Below are 13,917 nucleotides of genomic sequence, written 5' to 3'. Positions count from 1 at the left end.
TAGTGATATTCGAGCGGCTCGTGAAGCCAATACTCGTAAGACAAGACCGGGAAGGACGCCCCATGACTGTGCACTCTGGACGGCATTTTCTGCAGATTCCGGGACCGACCAATGTACCGGACCGGGTGCTGCGCGCCATGGACATGCCAACCATGGATCATCGGGGTCCCGAATTCGCCGAGATCGGCCACGCGGTGCTGGCGGCCATGCAGCGGGTGTTCCGCACCAAGCAGCCCGTGATCATCTACCCGTCGTCGGGCACCGGTGCCTGGGAGGCAGCCCTCGTCAATACGTTGCAGCCCGGCGACAAGGTGCTGATGGCGGAGACGGGGCAGTTTGCCGTGCTGTGGCGCGGCATCGCCGAGAAATTCAAGCTTGACGTGGATTTCATGCCCGGTGACTGGCGCCACGGCGCCGATCTCGAACAAATCGAGGCGCGGTTGTCGGCCGACAAGGCGCACAAGATTAAGGCCGTGTGCGTCGTCCACAACGAGACATCGACCGCCTGCGTGACCTATCCGCTCGAAGTCCGCAAGATCCTCGATCGTGTCAAACACCCGGCATTGCTGATGGTCGACACCATTTCCGGTCTCGGCTCACTGGAATATGAGCACGACGCCTGGGGCATCGACGTGTCGGTCGCAGGGTCACAGAAGGGACTGATGCTGCCGCCGGGTCTCGGCTTCAACGCGGTGTCGGAAAAGGCGCTCGCGGTCGCGAAGGCCAATCCGGCCATGCGTTCCTATTGGGACTGGCAGGAAGTCATCGCGATCAACAAGGCGGGCACCTGGCCCTACACGCCGGCAACCAATCTGCTGTTCGGGCTGCGCGAAGCGGTCAAGATGCTCGAGGAAGAGGGGCTGGAAAACGTCTTCGCGCGCCACAAGCGCCACAGCGCTGCGACGCGTGCGGCCATCAAGGCGTGGGGCCTGGAAACGCAGTGCCAGGAACAGGGCGCACATTCGCCGGCGCTGACTGGCGTGGTGATGCCGGATGGCCATGACGCCGACAATTTCCGCAAAGTGGTGCTGGAAAACTTCGACATGTCGCTCGGCACCGGCCTCAACAAGATCAAGGGCAAGGTGTTCCGGATCGGCCATATCGGCCATTTCAACGATCTGATGCTGATGGGCACGCTGTCGGGCGTCGAAATGGGTCTCGATCTCGCGAAGGTGCCGCATCGAGGCGGGGGAGTGCTGGCGGCGATGGAAGTGCTCAAGGGACGCGATGTGGTTTCCATTCCAAAGATCGCCGTCGCCTGAACCGGTCCCAACAACGAAAAGAACGGAAAGAACTGCGATGAACGCACCGGTAGCTGCAACTGAAGACCTGCTCTATTCCGTCGAGGACGGTATCGCCCGGCTGACGTTCAACCGGCCGCAGGCGCGAAACGCGCTGACCTTTGCGATGTATGAGCAGATGGCGGCGATCTGCGAGAGCGTCAACCAGGATCGCTCGATCAAGGCCATGATCCTGACCGGCACGGGGGAAAAGGCGTTCGCATCGGGTACCGACATTTCGCAGTTCCGTGCCTTCAAGACCGCGGAAGACGCACTCGAATATGAGGAGCGGATCGACCGCGTGCTGGGCACATTGGAGAAGGTCCGGGTGCCGACGATTGCGGCCATTGCTGGTGCCTGCACCGGTGGCGGCGCCGGGATTGCCGCCTGCTGCGATATCCGGATCGGCACCGCAACGACGCGCATCGGCTTTCCCATCGCGCGCACGCTGGGCAACTGCCTGTCGATGTCCAACATCAGCCGGGTTGTTGCGTTGGTCGGGCCGGCACGGACCAAGGACCTGATTTTCACGGCGCGGTTGATCGAGGCGCCCGAGGCGCTGTCACTCGGTCTGCTCAACGAGGTCGTCCCTGACGTTCCGACGCTGCAGCGCCGCGCCGATGAAACCGCCAAGCTCGTTGCTGGTCATGCGCCGATCACGATGGAAACCGCCAAGGAAGCGGTGCTTCGTATCCGCCGCACTTTGTCGCGCGAGGAAGGCCGGGATCTGATCCTGCGCGCCTACATGAGCGAGGATTTTCGCGAGGGAATGGATGCCTTCCTCAACAAGCGTACGCCGAACTGGAAGGGCAAATAGGGTTCGGGCCTAGCTTCAATCACGATTGGGTTTCCGTATCGTCGCGAACCTGGTTTGCTCGGCTCATGCGAAAGTCATAGGCAGCGTGGGCCGGTTCGACTTGAACTGGCGTTGTTAAATCCGCACAATGGTACCGTGTGTGTTTGCGTTTCTATAATTAAAACAAAGACATAGGGAAGAAACACGTGGGACAGATTCTGAAAGCCACGGCCGCCTTGGCGGCCATGATCGTCAGCGTACCGGCGTTCGCTGCCTGGGAGCCGACCAAACCGGTTGAAATCGTGGTCGCAGCAGGTGCCGGCGGCGCCTCCGACCAGATGGCTCGGATGATGCAGGCGGCAATCCAGAAGAATAATTTGATGAAGCAGCCGATCGTGGTCTCGCTCAAGGGCGGAGCCTCCGGCGCCGAGGCGTTGATGTATATGAAATCCAGCGACGGCGACCCCAACAAGGTGCTGATCGCCTATTCGCTGATCTACATGCTGCCGTTGTCGGCGAAGATTCCCTTCAATTGGCGCGATCTCACGCCGGTGTCGGTGGTTGCGCTCGATCAGTTCGTGCTGTGGGACAATGCCGCCGGACCGAAAACCGTCAAGGAATTCGTTGCGGCCGCCAAGGCTGCGAGTTCGCCGTTCAAGATGGGCGGCACCGGCTCCAAGCGCGAGGATCACGTGCTCACCGTGTTCATGGAGCAGAGGACAGGCGCGAAGTTCTCCTATCTGCCGTACAAATCCGGCGGCGAAGCCGCGACGCAACTGGTTGGCAACCACACCGAATCCAACGTCAACAATCCGTCCGAAAATCTCGAGGTCTGGCGCGCCGGCCAGGTCCGCGCGCTGTGCGTGTTCGACAAGGAGCGTATCGCCTACAAGACCAAGGTCACCGAGACGCAATCCTGGAACGATATCCCGACCTGCAAGGAAGAAGGGCTCGACGTGCAGTATCTGATGCTGCGCGCGATGTTCCTGCCGGGCAAGGTCACGCCGGACCAACAGGCGTTCTATGTCGATCTGTTCCAGAAGGTGACGCAGACCGCAGAGTACAAGGAATACATGGAAAAGCAGGCGCTGAAGCCGATCTTCCTAACCGGCAAGGACATGGTGAAGTTCCTCGAGGAGGATGACAAGCTCAACACCTCGCTGATGAACGAAGCCGGTTTCGTGGCGAAGTAAGCCTGCCGTAGCGCGTTATTTCCCGGCAGGACCGTATCCAGCGATCCTGCCGAGAACGTTCTTGATCTCTGCTTTGGGCAGCAAGCGCGGCGTGCCGATCTGAAGGCAGCCGTGGTATTGCCGCGCCAGCGCTTCGACCTCCACCGCAAGCCACATTGCCTTCGACAGCGAAGGTCCGATGGCGATCATGCCGTGATGCTCCAGCAGGCAGGCTAGGCGGTCCTCGAGCGCCCGAACGGCGTGTTCCGACAGTTCCTGCGTGCCGAACGTCGCATAGGGCGCGCAGCGGATGGTGTCGCCGCCGGCGACCGCGATCATGTAATGGATCGGCGGGATTTCCAGACCCATGATCGCGAGGATCGTCGAATAGGGTGGATGCGCGTGCACCACCGCGTTGACCTCGGGCCGTGCCTTCAGAATGTCGAGGTGAAACCGCCACTCGCTCGACGGTCGCTGCGCCGCGTCGAACGAACCGTCCAGACCCATGAACACGATCTGCTCCGGCTGCATCGTTTCATAGGGCACGCTGGTCGGCGTGATCAGCAGGCCGGTGTCATGCCGCAGGCTGATATTCCCGGACGTGCCTTGATTAATGCCAAGCGCATTCATGCTGCGGCAGGCGTCGATGATGGACTGGCGCTTTTTCCGCTCGCTGGTGGCCGACATCTACTTTCTCCTGATCGCTGCAGCGTCAAATCACCAGCCCTGCCAGAGGGCCTTTGCAGTAGGCGAACAATGGTTGATTATTGCGTCGCAGTATAGTCGAACATCCAAGCGTGCTGGGAACAAGCCGGAGCGGTCGCTCCGGGAAACATTCTGGGAGCAATCATGACGAATGCCGTGCTTGGCATTATCGGCGGATCCGGCATTTACGATCTGCCGGGGTTGGAAAATGTCCGCGACGAGGCGATCGAAAGCCCTTGGGGTGAGGCTTCTGCGCCCGTCAGGCATGGTGTCATCGCTGGGCTGCCGATCGTATTTCTGCCCCGGCATGGCAAAGGGCACGTTCTGTCGCCTTCGGACATCAACTACCGCGCCAATATCGACGTCCTGAAACGGGCAGGGGTTACCGACCTGATTTCGCTCTCGGCCTGTGGTTCGTTCCGGGAGGATCTGCCACCCGGCACATTCGTGCTCGTCGATCAATTCGTGGACCGCACCCACAAGCGCGAAAGTTCATTCTTCGGCAGAGGCTGCGTTGCCCATGTCTCGATGGCTCATCCGGTGTCACCGCGTCTATTGGTGCATTTGGCGGAGGCCGCCAAGGCCGAGGACATCGCGGCCGTGCAAGGCGGCACCTATGTCTGTATGGAAGGCCCTCAGTTCTCCAGCCTTGCCGAGAGCCTGACCTACAAGACGCAGGGCTATTCGGTGATCGGGATGACCAACATGCCGGAAGCCAAGCTCGCCCGTGAGGCCGAGATCTGTTACGCCAGCGTGGCGATGGTTACCGATTTCGATTGCTGGCATCCCCAGCACGACGCCGTGACGGTTCAGGACATCATTCGCGTGCTGAACTCGAATGCCGAAAAGGCCAAGGGCCTGGTTGCGCGCCTTGCCAGGGATTTCCCGCGCGAGCACGAACCGTGTCCGATCGGCTCGGATCGGGCCCTTGATACCGCGCTGATCACGGCGCCGGAGGCGCGAGATCCCGCATTGCTCAGCAAGCTCGACGCGGTGGCCGGCAGGGTGTTGCGTTCATGAAGGTCGATGGCAGGCATTTTCGCAGCATCTGGCTCGAGCCCGATGGATGGTCGGTCGGGGCGATCGACCAGCGACGGCTGCCGCATGATTTCGTCATCGCGCGGATGACGAGTGCGGCGGACGCCGGCGAAGCCATCCGTTCCATGCTGGTGCGCGGCGCGCCGCTGATCGGCGCAACCGCCGCTTATGGCATGGCGCTGGCTATGCGCGCCGATGCCTCCGATGCCGCGCTTGACCTTGCCTACAAGATGCTGATTGCGACCCGGCCGACGGCCATCAACCTGAAATGGGCGCTCGATGAAATGCACGGGATGCTGCGGCCCTTGCCGCCGTCAGGACGTGTCGCGGCGGCCTACAAGCGCGCCACTGAAATCGCGGAGGAGGACGTCGCGATCAATCAGGCCATAGGACAGCACGGTTTGGCGCTGATCGAAGCGATTGCCGCGACCAAGCCGGGAGAGACGGTCAACATCCTGACGCACTGCAACGCTGGATGGCTGGCGACGGTCGATTTCGGTACCGCGACGGCTCCGATCTACCTCGCGCATGATCGGGGCCTGAAGCTCCATGTTTGGGTCGACGAAACCCGGCCCCGCAATCAAGGCGCCTCCCTCACGGCGTGGGAACTTGGCCACCATGGTGTCCCGCATACGGTGATCGCCGACAACACCGGTGGCCACCTGATGCAGCACCGGATGGTCGATCTGGCCATCGTCGGAACCGACCGGGTGGCTGCCAATGGCGACGTCTGCAACAAGATCGGAACCTATTTGAAGGCGCTCGCCGCGCACGACAACGGCGTGCCGTTCTATGTTGCGCTGCCGTCGCCGACCATCGACTTTAGTATCGACGACGGAATAAAGCAGATTCCGATCGAACAGCGCGCTTCCGATGAAGTCGCGACCATGACCGGCCGCACCACCGATGGGCGTATCGAAACGGTGCGGGTGGTGCCTGCGGGATCGCCGGTCGCCAATTATGCGTTCGATGTCACGCCGGCGCGGCTGGTAACCGGATTGATCACCGAGCGTGGTGTGCTGAGGCCTGAACGTGCTGCACTTGCGAGCACGTTTCCCGATCGGGTCCGGTAGCGTTTTCGCGCGAAGCATGCCCTCGGACTTGATCCGAGGGTGGAAGCCGGTTCGCGTTGAGAACACGCGTCAAACCAAAGCATTCGCTGAAGTTACATTGACGCGGCCAACACCAGCACTGTATCCCGTATGCCACGTCAGTCAGCCGGGATAGATCTCATCCAATGTCCAATACCGACATCGAAATCGTCGTCGACGATCCAACCGCGCCTGAGGTCAATTCACCTGTCGTGACGAGCGTCCGCATCGTCGACGTCGTGGTGTCATTGCTCCTTCTGGCGCTCGCGCTGACGCTCGGATGGGACAATTGGCGCACCGGCGCCGCCTGGGACTCCACCGGCCCGCAGGCCGGTTATTTTCCGTTCTATCTGTCGGTCATCCTCGGTGGTGCCAGCCTCTATGGTCTCGTCACCGCTTTCCTGTCGCGCAAGGAAGCCGCCGAGACTTTCGTCACGCAGGCCCAGCTTCGCCGCGTCATGGCCGTGTTCGTGCCGACGCTGCTGTTCTGTCTGGCCATGCAATTTCTCGGACTCTATGTCGCGAGCTTCCTCCTGGTTTCGACCTTCATGCGCGTGGTCGGCAAGATCGCGTTGTGGAAGTCGCTGCTGACGGCCTTTGTGTTCACCGCTGTGATGTTCGTGACTTTCGACATCGCGTTTGACGTCATCATGCCGAAGGGCCCGCTCGAAGCGGCCCTCGGCCGTTAGTAGATCGCAGGTAGTCTGATGGAAGCCTTCGGTCTACTCATGCACGGCTTTGCCGTCCTGCTGACATGGAAGACGCTCGTCCTGATGATGGTCGGGCTGGTGCTCGGCATTTTCGTCGGCGTGCTGCCGGGACTTGGCGGGCCGAACGGTGTGGCGATCCTGCTGCCGTTGACCTTCACGATGGATCCGACCTCGGCCATCGTGATGCTGTCCTGCATTTATTGGGGCGCGCTGTTCGGCGGCGCCATCACGTCCATCCTGTTCAACATTCCCGGCGAGGCCTGGTCGGTCGCGACCACCTTCGATGGTTATCCGATGGCGCAGCAGGGCAGGGCTGCGGAAGCGCTGACTGCGGCGTTTACTTCCTCGTTCATCGGTTCGCTGGTGGCGGTGCTGTTGATCACGTTTCTGGCGCCGATGATCTCGTCCTTTGCGCTGAAGTTCGGCCCGCCTGAATTCTTTGCGGTCTATCTGCTCACCTTCTGCTCCTTTGTGGGGCTTGGCCGCGAGGCCAAGCACAAGACTGTCATTTCGATGTCGCTCGGTCTGCTGCTCGCCGGCGTTGGAATGGACACGGTGTCCGGCCAGTTGCGCATGACCTTTGGTTCGACTGACCTCTTGCGCGGCATTAATTTTCTGGTCGCGGTCATCGGCCTGTTCGGCATCAGCGAGATACTGCTGACGATGGAAGAGCGCCTCGCGTTGCGCGGACACGCCGCCGGGATCAGTCTGCGCGTCGTGTTGTCGGTCTGGAGAGACCTGCCGAAATATTGGGTGACGCTGCTTCGTTCGTCGTTCATCGGCTGCTGGCTCGGCATTACGCCGGGTGGCGCGATTGCGGCCTCGTTCATGGGCTACAATCTCGCCAAGCGTTTTTCCAAGGACCCGGACGGTTTCGGCAAGGGCCGCATCGAAGGTGTGTTTGCGCCGGAAACGGCGGCGCATGCCTCGGGTACGGCAGCACTGCTGCCGATGCTGGCGCTCGGTATTCCCGGCTCCGGCACTGCGGCAATCCTGCTCGGCGGCTTGATGGTGTGGGGCCTCAACCCCGGGCCATTGTTGTTCGTCGAACACAAGGACTTCGTCTGGGGCCTGATTGCCTCGATGTATCTCGGCAACGTGGTCGGTCTTGTGCTGGTGCTGACGACGGTGCCGATCTTTGCCTCGATCCTGCGGGTGCCGTTCGCAGCGGTCGCGCCGATGATCGTGGTGTCCTGCGCGATCGGTGCCTATGCCATCCAGAATGCGATGTTCGACATCTGGCTGATGCTTGGCTTCGGCGTCGTCGGCTACGTCTTCAAGAAGATCGGAATACCGCTCGCGCCGTTCACGTTGGCGCTGGTACTCGGCAACCGGGCGGAGGATGCGTTCCGCCTGTCGATGATCGGATCCGGCGGAGACATGAAGGTGTTCTGGTCCAACGGCCTTGTTGGCTCGATTACAACACTGGCGATCGTTCTCCTGTTCTGGCCCGTGATCGACAAGCTATTTGGCAGTTTCGCCCGGCTGATGCGGACGTCAAAAAGTAACGCCTAGCCAGATATTTAGGGCGGATTTGGTGTTTTTTCACCCTGACGCCGGCTAATCCGCCGATGGAACTCAATTGTGTCCACTTGTTGCTCCCGGGTAACAGGATACGGCATCCGTTTCTGTATACTGGTTCCAGTTCAATTTCACGTTTTAGGGAATCCCCCATGAATCGCATTCTGATTGCAGGCGCCGCGATTGTTTCGCTGCTCACGACAAGCGCTTTCGCTGCCGACCTGGCCCCGCGGCCGTATACCAAGGCTCCCGTGATCGTCGATCCCGGCTACAACTGGACCGGGTTCTATGTCGGTCTCAACGGCGGCTATAGCTGGGGCAGGGCGCGTAACACGTTCGAACCGGGTGCACCGCTTGGGATCACCACGTTTGGGCAGAATGTCGATGGCGGTCTCGGCGGCGCGCAGATCGGTTATAATTGGCAGCTGGATCGCACCTGGGTGGTCGGACTTGAAGCTGACATCCAGGGTACGGGGGAACGCGGAGGATCGCGTGATCAACTCGGAGCGATCAGAGTCGGCAACATAGGTGCAACCTTGTTCGCCGACACCACCACGAGCTTGCCCTGGTTTGCAACCTTCAGGGCCCGTGGCGGCGTCCTCGTTGACCCGAGTTTGTTGCTGTACGCGACAGGCGGTCTGGCGGTTGGTGAGGTCAAGGTGGCGACGACGCCGACCGGGATCTTCCAGCTGTTCGACGGCAACAGCAACGTCACCATCGGCGCACCGTTCACGGTCATTGGGACCACGGTGTCCGGAAGTGAGACGCGTGTGGGTTGGACAGTTGGAGCCGGCCTTGAGAAGAAATTCGCCAGGAACTGGTCGGCGAAGCTCGAATATCTCTATATGGACTTCGGCTCGAAGACCTACTTCGGCGGAACGGCCAATCAGACCACCGTCAGGTTCCATGACCATGTTGCCCGCGCCGGCATCAACTACCAGTTCACCGCGGGTCCGGTCGTCGCCAAGTACTGAGCGACAGAACGATAGGAATAAAAAAAGCCCCGGTTTTCCGGGGCTTTTTCGTGTGGTGAGTTCCAGCCGTGCTGATGCCGCTCAGACCACCTTGCGTTGCCTGAGATCGGCGATCTCTTCCTTGCCGAAACCGAATTCAGCAAGCACTTCTTCGGTCTGTTCACCGAACTCCGGCGGACGTGCCGCCATGCTGCTTGGCGTCCGCGACAAAGTTATCGGCTGGCCGACCAGTTGGATGTGCCTGTTTTCGTCGTTAGGCACGTGCTGCGCGATGCCGAGATGCTTGACCTGGTCGTCGTCGAACATCTGGTCGATCGAGTAGATTGGGCCACAGGGCACGCCGGCGGCGTTGAGCTCGCTGACCCAGGTCTCGGTGGATTTCTTCTCGGTGAGCTTCCCAATGGCAGCATTGAGCGCGTCGCGGTTCTTCGAGCGGGCGGGAGAGGTGGCGTAGTCGGGATTGGTGAGGAGTTCAGGCGCGCCGATCGCCTGCGCGCAGCGCTCCCAGATCCGCCCGCCGGTGGTGGCAATATTGATATAGCCGTCGGACGTCTTGAAGACGCCGGTTGGAATGCTGGTCGGGTGGTTGTTGCCGGCCTGCTTGGCCACGTCCTTTTCCATCAGCCAGCGCGCGGCCTGGAAATCCAGCATGAAGATCTGGGCCTGCAGGAGCGATGTCTGCACCCACTGGCCTTCGCCGGAGACGTCGCGTTCGAGCAGCGCGGTAAGGATGCCGAGGGCGCAGAACAGCCCGGCCGTGAGATCGGCCACGGGAATGCCGACCCGCATCGGGCCCTCGCCGGGGGCGCCGGTGACCGACATCAGCCCGCCCATGCCCTGGGCGATCTGATCGAAGCCCGGCCGCTTGTGATAGGGGCCGTCCTGCCCGAACCCGGAAATGCTGCCATAGACGATGCGGGGGTTGATCTTGCGCAGGCTCTCGTAATCGATGCCGAGCTTGGCCTTGACGTCGGGCCGGAAGTTCTCGACCACGACGTCCGCCTTCTCGGCAAGGCGCTTGAACACCTCGAGGCCCTTCGGGTCCTTCAGGTTGAGCGTCATCGCCCGCTTGTTGCGGTGCAAATTCTGGAAGTCCGAGCCCTGGCGCGGGCCGCCCGGCTGTTCGCCGGCCGAGTCCTCCAGCAGCGCGTCGATCTTGATGACATTGGCGCCCCAGTCGGCGAGCTGCCGCACGCAGGTCGGCCCCGAACGGACGCGGGTCAGGTCGAGGACGGTGAAACGGGAAAGGGCCTGCGAGGCGCGCGGGGAGGGCATCAAGGAGTCTCCAGCCTACAATTGGTCGAGGTCAAATTATCGGCGAAATGCATGGGCTTGTCATGCCATCATCGCGGATGGTGTCCGCGCCGGGATGCATAGCATGTCGCTGCCAGCACACGCGACCTCGAGCCCGGACGCAGCGCGTTCACGCGCGTCTTCGGCGCGCTACGGGCGGTGCACCGCAAGGCCCGGACACAAAATCGCGAAAACAACCCCGAAGTAGCATGGGCCCCGGCTCGCCGCTCTCGTGCTGCGTTGCGTCCGGGGCACGATAACAGAATGACCCGCCGTCACGGCCCAACCCAATCATCCCTCTCTAGCGCGATAGTCGTCGCAAATCGGCTCGCGCTTTCGCTGCCAGAGGATCGTCCGGATGCCTTGCGATGAAGAGCTCCAGTGACTGAACCGTGTTCAGTCGTCGCGCCAGTTGATATTCCTCCTCCACTGCCAGCTTGGGATCGCGTGCAGGGGGCGTGGTACTTTTGGTGGCAGTGCCAGGCTTTTCATCCGAAGCGACAGCTTTGGCCATGGAGAAATGACCTTTCTGAAGCATACGATCCGAATCCGACAGCAAGATTGTTGCAGCCAGTAGAGAGATCGTAAACGCCCTTTGCACGGCCTTCTTGCGCAGCACTTTTTGCATTTTTCCGATTCAGCTTGCACCGTCCAGCGCCAATCCGGAGCAGGCGGAAACGTTCCAGGAGCCATGAGCAGAAGCGATGAGAATGAACGTCAATGTGAGAGCGGCGGACGATTAAAACGGTCCATGTGCGGTATGGCTGTGGCATAGTGCGCCGGAGCGGTGGCTGAATTACGACGCATCCGTCACGTTGCGCGTGGAACGCCTTCCTCTCGCTGGCCGCTTCGTCAAGAAGAACGCCGCAATAATTCGCGCGGCAATTGAGTTGACGAGGAAGATGCATTTCATAGGCGTGTTGGTATTTCTCAAGTTTTTATACTGGCTCCATGGCTGGTTCCCAGAGCCGCCTCTTTGCTTGTAAGTGCTCGTCGAAATTGTGCTTGTCGGTTGACGGACTTCGCGTTAGCTGCGTTCGTCGACAATCACCTTTCCATCATTTGGCAATGACTTAGGCTCGACCCAATCCACGATACCTCCGAGTTTTGTTATGTTTCGGAGTGTTGTGACAACCGCTTCCATGAGGCCGGCATTCGGACTGGCTGTTTCTGCCTTGAGGGTCATTAGGTCGCTTTCGCCCGATCGCGTCACGACGAGGCGCAACCGTCCTAGTTCGGGGTGACGCTTGCCGATCTCGGCGATCTGCTCCGGCCGCACGAACATGCCCTTGACCTTGGTGGTCTGATCGGCCCGCCCCATCCAGCCCTTGATGCGCATGTTGGTGCGCCCGCAGGCGCTTGTCCCCGGCAGCACTGCTGTGAGATCGCCAAGCGCGAGCCGGATCCAGGGGTGGTGCGGATCGAGCGAGGTGACGACGATCTCGCCGACGTCACCGGGGGTGACGGGATCGCCGGTGCCGGGCCGCACGATTTCGAAGATCAGGTCCTCGTTCACGACCATGCCGTCATGGGCCGCGGTCTCGAAGGCGATCAGGCCAAGGTCGGCGGTGCCGAACGCCTGGTAGGCATCGACGCCGCGCGCCTTGACCTCGTCCTGCAGCGATTTCGGAAAGGCCGCGCCGGACACCAGCGCGCGCTTGATCGAAGAGACGTCGCGCCCGGCGCTTGCGGCGGCATCGAGCAGGATTTTGAGGAAGTCCGGCGTGCCGCTGTAGCCGACCGGCCGATAGGCCTCGATCAGCTCGAACTGCGCTTCGGTGTTGCCGGGGCCGGCCGGGATGACGGCACAGCCCAGCGCCCGCGCCGAGGCGTCAAAAATGAAGCCGCCGGGCGTCAGATGGTAGCTGAAGGTGTTGAGCACGACGTCGCCGGGCCGGAAGCCGGCTGCAAACAGCGCCCGCGCGCCGCGCCAGGGGTCGGCATGAACAGCCTCAGGCTCGAAGATCGGCCCCGGGGAGGTGAACAACCGTCCGAACGACCCCGGGAGGCCCGCCACGAGCCCGCCAAAGGGTGGTGCGGCCTTGTGCAGGGCAGGGAGTTCGGACTTGCGCAGCACCGGCAGGCGCGCCAGTGCGGCCCGGTCGGTCACGGAAGCCGGATCGGTGCCCTTCAGGCGCTCGGCATAGGCAGGCGCTGCCATCGCCCGGCGCAGCACGTCCGGCAGCCGCGAGAACAACTCCGCCTCGCGCTGGATCGGCTCACGCGTTTCAAGGGCGTCGTAATGGTCGGTCATGAGTCAGTCTTTCTTTCGTCATCCCGGGGCGCGCGAAGCGCGGGCTATGATGTGCATTGCGCATCTGAGGCCTGCGCCAAGAGGCGCATCCCGAAATGACGGCTGTTACAGCCACCGCTTCCGTCTCTTGAAACTCTTCAGGTTCTTGAAGCTCTTGCGCTGGTCGCCGGCGCCGCCGAGGTAAAACTCCTTCACATCCTCATTGTCGCGCAATTCGTCGGCCGAGCCGTCGAGCACCACCTTGCCCTGTTCCATGATGTAGCCGTGGCTCGCGACCGAGAGCGCCGCCCGCGCGTTCTGCTCCACCAGCAGGATGGTGACGCCGAGGTCGCGGTTGATCTCCTTGATGATCCCGAACACTTCCTTGACCAGCAGCGGTGACAGCCCCATCGACGGCTCGTCCATCAGGATCATCTTCGGGCGCGCCATCAGCGCGCGGCCGATCGCCAGCATCTGCTGTTCGCCGCCGGAGAGGTATCCGGCGAGCCCCGTGCGCTCCTTGAGGCGCGGGAAATAACGAAAGACCATGTCGATGTCGGCGCCGACCTCGTTGTCGGTGCGGGTAAAGGCGCCGAGCTTGAGGTTCTCCACCGACGTCATGTCTGAAATGATGCGGCGGCCCTCCATCACCTGGAAGATGCCGCGGCGGACGATCTTGTCGGGATCGATGCCGTTGATGCGCTCGCCGTCGAACACGATCTCGCCGCGGGTGACCTCGCCGTCTTCGGTCTTGAGCAGGCCGGAGATCGCCTTCAGCGTCGTCGACTTGCCGGCGCCATTGGCGCCGAGCAGTGCCACGATCGCGCCTTTCGGCACGTCGAGGCTCAAGCCGCGCAGCACCAGGATGACGTTGTCGTACACCACCTCGATGTTGCGCACATCGAGCAGCGGCGCGGTGGTTGGCGCCGCCGCCGGTGCGCGATCAATTTGAGTTGCTTCTGTCATGTCTGATCACCTGCTGCCGTCATCACCCGCCTTGTGCGCAATTGCGCACTGGGGCGGGTGATCCAGTATTCCAGAGCCGCCTGCGATCTTGCGGATGGGCTGCGGCGTACTGGATCCCCGCTTTCGCGGGGATGACGG

13 protein-coding genes are annotated in these 13,917 nt (G+C 61.7%); 8 read left to right on the top strand and 5 right to left on the bottom strand.

Annotated features, from left to right (window positions below; genetic code table 11):
* Nucleotides 1–62 precede the first annotated feature (62 nt).
* The 3 genes from JQ600_RS31295 to JQ600_RS31285 all read left to right on the top strand — a co-directional run bounded on the left by JQ600_RS31295 (nucleotide 63) and on the right by JQ600_RS31285 (nucleotide 3,269).
* Nucleotides 63–1,262, top strand: coding sequence for an alanine--glyoxylate aminotransferase family protein (locus JQ600_RS31295; RefSeq protein WP_212390937.1), 1,200 nt, complete (start codon nucleotides 63–65; stop codon nucleotides 1,260–1,262).
* A gap of 37 nt (nucleotides 1,263–1,299) precedes the next feature.
* Entirely contained in the window at nucleotides 1,300–2,097 is a 798-nt protein-coding gene (locus JQ600_RS31290) for an enoyl-CoA hydratase/isomerase family protein (protein ID WP_211997449.1), read from the top strand.
* A 224-nt stretch (nucleotides 2,098–2,321) separates the two neighbouring features.
* Nucleotides 2,322–3,269 (top strand): tripartite tricarboxylate transporter substrate binding protein, encoded by a 948-nt coding sequence (locus JQ600_RS31285; RefSeq protein ID WP_212264009.1) that lies wholly within the window; start codon nucleotides 2,322–2,324, stop codon nucleotides 3,267–3,269.
* Between the two features lie 15 nt (nucleotides 3,270–3,284).
* Here the strand turns inward: JQ600_RS31285 and JQ600_RS31280 are convergent, their stop codons facing one another.
* Entirely contained in the window at nucleotides 3,285–3,935 is a 651-nt protein-coding gene (locus JQ600_RS31280; protein ID WP_212390936.1) for a class II aldolase/adducin family protein, read from the bottom strand.
* A gap of 162 nt (nucleotides 3,936–4,097) precedes the next feature.
* Here JQ600_RS31280 and JQ600_RS31275 point away from each other — a divergent pair, with 162 nt between their 5' ends.
* The 5 genes from JQ600_RS31275 (at nucleotide 4,098) to JQ600_RS31255 (ending at nucleotide 9,287) form a co-directional block, all read left to right on the top strand.
* A complete protein-coding gene (locus JQ600_RS31275; protein ID WP_212390935.1) occupies nucleotides 4,098–4,973 on the top strand; it encodes an S-methyl-5'-thioadenosine phosphorylase in 876 nt (291 codons plus the stop codon).
* Nucleotides 4,970–6,064, top strand: coding sequence for an S-methyl-5-thioribose-1-phosphate isomerase (gene mtnA, locus JQ600_RS31270; RefSeq protein WP_212390934.1), 1,095 nt, complete (start codon nucleotides 4,970–4,972; stop codon nucleotides 6,062–6,064). The genes JQ600_RS31275 and mtnA overlap by 4 nt, the downstream gene beginning before the upstream one ends.
* Before the next feature lie 164 nt (nucleotides 6,065–6,228).
* The gene (locus JQ600_RS31265; protein WP_212263961.1) at nucleotides 6,229–6,771 is read left to right on the top strand and encodes a tripartite tricarboxylate transporter TctB family protein; all 543 of its coding nucleotides are present in this window, start codon (nucleotides 6,229–6,231) and stop codon (nucleotides 6,769–6,771) included.
* An 18-nt stretch (nucleotides 6,772–6,789) separates the two neighbouring features.
* Nucleotides 6,790–8,307: a tripartite tricarboxylate transporter permease gene (locus tag JQ600_RS31260; protein ID WP_212263962.1), complete on the top strand. Its 1,518-nt coding sequence runs from the start codon at nucleotides 6,790–6,792 to the stop codon at nucleotides 8,305–8,307.
* A gap of 158 nt (nucleotides 8,308–8,465) precedes the next feature.
* Nucleotides 8,466–9,287 (top strand): outer membrane protein, encoded by an 822-nt coding sequence (locus JQ600_RS31255; protein ID WP_211997455.1) that lies wholly within the window; start codon nucleotides 8,466–8,468, stop codon nucleotides 9,285–9,287.
* An 81-nt stretch (nucleotides 9,288–9,368) separates the two neighbouring features.
* On the opposite strand, the gene JQ600_RS31250 is transcribed toward JQ600_RS31255, so the two are convergent.
* From JQ600_RS31250 to JQ600_RS31235, 4 genes are all read right to left on the bottom strand, one after another.
* Complete coding sequence (locus tag JQ600_RS31250) at nucleotides 9,369–10,562, bottom strand: CaiB/BaiF CoA-transferase family protein (RefSeq protein ID WP_212390933.1); 1,194 nt, start codon at nucleotides 10,560–10,562, stop codon at nucleotides 9,369–9,371.
* 319 nt (nucleotides 10,563–10,881) lie between these two features.
* Nucleotides 10,882–11,208, bottom strand: a complete 327-nt coding sequence (locus JQ600_RS31245; RefSeq protein ID WP_212263964.1) for a hypothetical protein — start codon at nucleotides 11,206–11,208, stop codon at nucleotides 10,882–10,884.
* Between the two features lie 399 nt (nucleotides 11,209–11,607).
* On the bottom strand, nucleotides 11,608–12,834 hold the full coding sequence (locus JQ600_RS31240; RefSeq protein ID WP_212390932.1) for a phenylacetate--CoA ligase family protein: 1,227 nt from the start codon (nucleotides 12,832–12,834) through the stop codon (nucleotides 11,608–11,610).
* A gap of 105 nt (nucleotides 12,835–12,939) precedes the next feature.
* Nucleotides 12,940–13,779, bottom strand: a complete 840-nt coding sequence (locus tag JQ600_RS31235; RefSeq protein WP_212390931.1) for an ABC transporter ATP-binding protein — start codon at nucleotides 13,777–13,779, stop codon at nucleotides 12,940–12,942.
* Nucleotides 13,780–13,917 lie beyond the last annotated feature (138 nt).

Source organism: Bradyrhizobium sp. AUGA SZCCT0176, assembly GCF_018130145.1.
Classification (GTDB): Bacteria; Pseudomonadota; Alphaproteobacteria; order Rhizobiales; family Xanthobacteraceae; genus Bradyrhizobium.
The sequence above is the reverse complement of the archived record's forward strand: the minus strand, read 5'-3'. Positions and strand labels throughout refer to the sequence as shown.

What these genes read in the sequence shown, in the direction of transcription:
- JQ600_RS31295 (WP_212390937.1), top strand. Translation starts at nt 63, where the DNA reads ATGACTGTGCACTCTGGACGGCATTTTCTGCAGATTCCGGGACCGACC.
- JQ600_RS31290 (WP_211997449.1), top strand. Translation starts at nt 1,300, where the DNA reads ATGAACGCACCGGTAGCTGCAACTGAAGACCTGCTCTATTCCGTCGAG.
- JQ600_RS31285 (WP_212264009.1), top strand. Translation starts at nt 2,322, where the DNA reads ATGATCGTCAGCGTACCGGCGTTCGCTGCCTGGGAGCCGACCAAACCG.
- JQ600_RS31280 (WP_212390936.1), bottom strand. Translation starts at nt 3,935, where the DNA reads ATGTCGGCCACCAGCGAGCGGAAAAAGCGCCAGTCCATCATCGACGCC.
- JQ600_RS31275 (WP_212390935.1), top strand. Translation starts at nt 4,098, where the DNA reads ATGACGAATGCCGTGCTTGGCATTATCGGCGGATCCGGCATTTACGAT.
- mtnA (WP_212390934.1), top strand. Translation starts at nt 4,970, where the DNA reads ATGAAGGTCGATGGCAGGCATTTTCGCAGCATCTGGCTCGAGCCCGAT.
- JQ600_RS31265 (WP_212263961.1), top strand. Translation starts at nt 6,229, where the DNA reads ATGTCCAATACCGACATCGAAATCGTCGTCGACGATCCAACCGCGCCT.
- JQ600_RS31260 (WP_212263962.1), top strand. Translation starts at nt 6,790, where the DNA reads ATGGAAGCCTTCGGTCTACTCATGCACGGCTTTGCCGTCCTGCTGACA.
- JQ600_RS31255 (WP_211997455.1), top strand. Translation starts at nt 8,466, where the DNA reads ATGAATCGCATTCTGATTGCAGGCGCCGCGATTGTTTCGCTGCTCACG.
- JQ600_RS31250 (WP_212390933.1), bottom strand. Translation starts at nt 10,562, where the DNA reads ATGCCCTCCCCGCGCGCCTCGCAGGCCCTTTCCCGTTTCACCGTCCTC.
- JQ600_RS31245 (WP_212263964.1), bottom strand. Translation starts at nt 11,208, where the DNA reads ATGCAAAAAGTGCTGCGCAAGAAGGCCGTGCAAAGGGCGTTTACGATC.
- JQ600_RS31240 (WP_212390932.1), bottom strand. Translation starts at nt 12,834, where the DNA reads ATGACCGACCATTACGACGCCCTTGAAACGCGTGAGCCGATCCAGCGC.
- JQ600_RS31235 (WP_212390931.1), bottom strand. Translation starts at nt 13,779, where the DNA reads ATGACAGAAGCAACTCAAATTGATCGCGCACCGGCGGCGGCGCCAACC.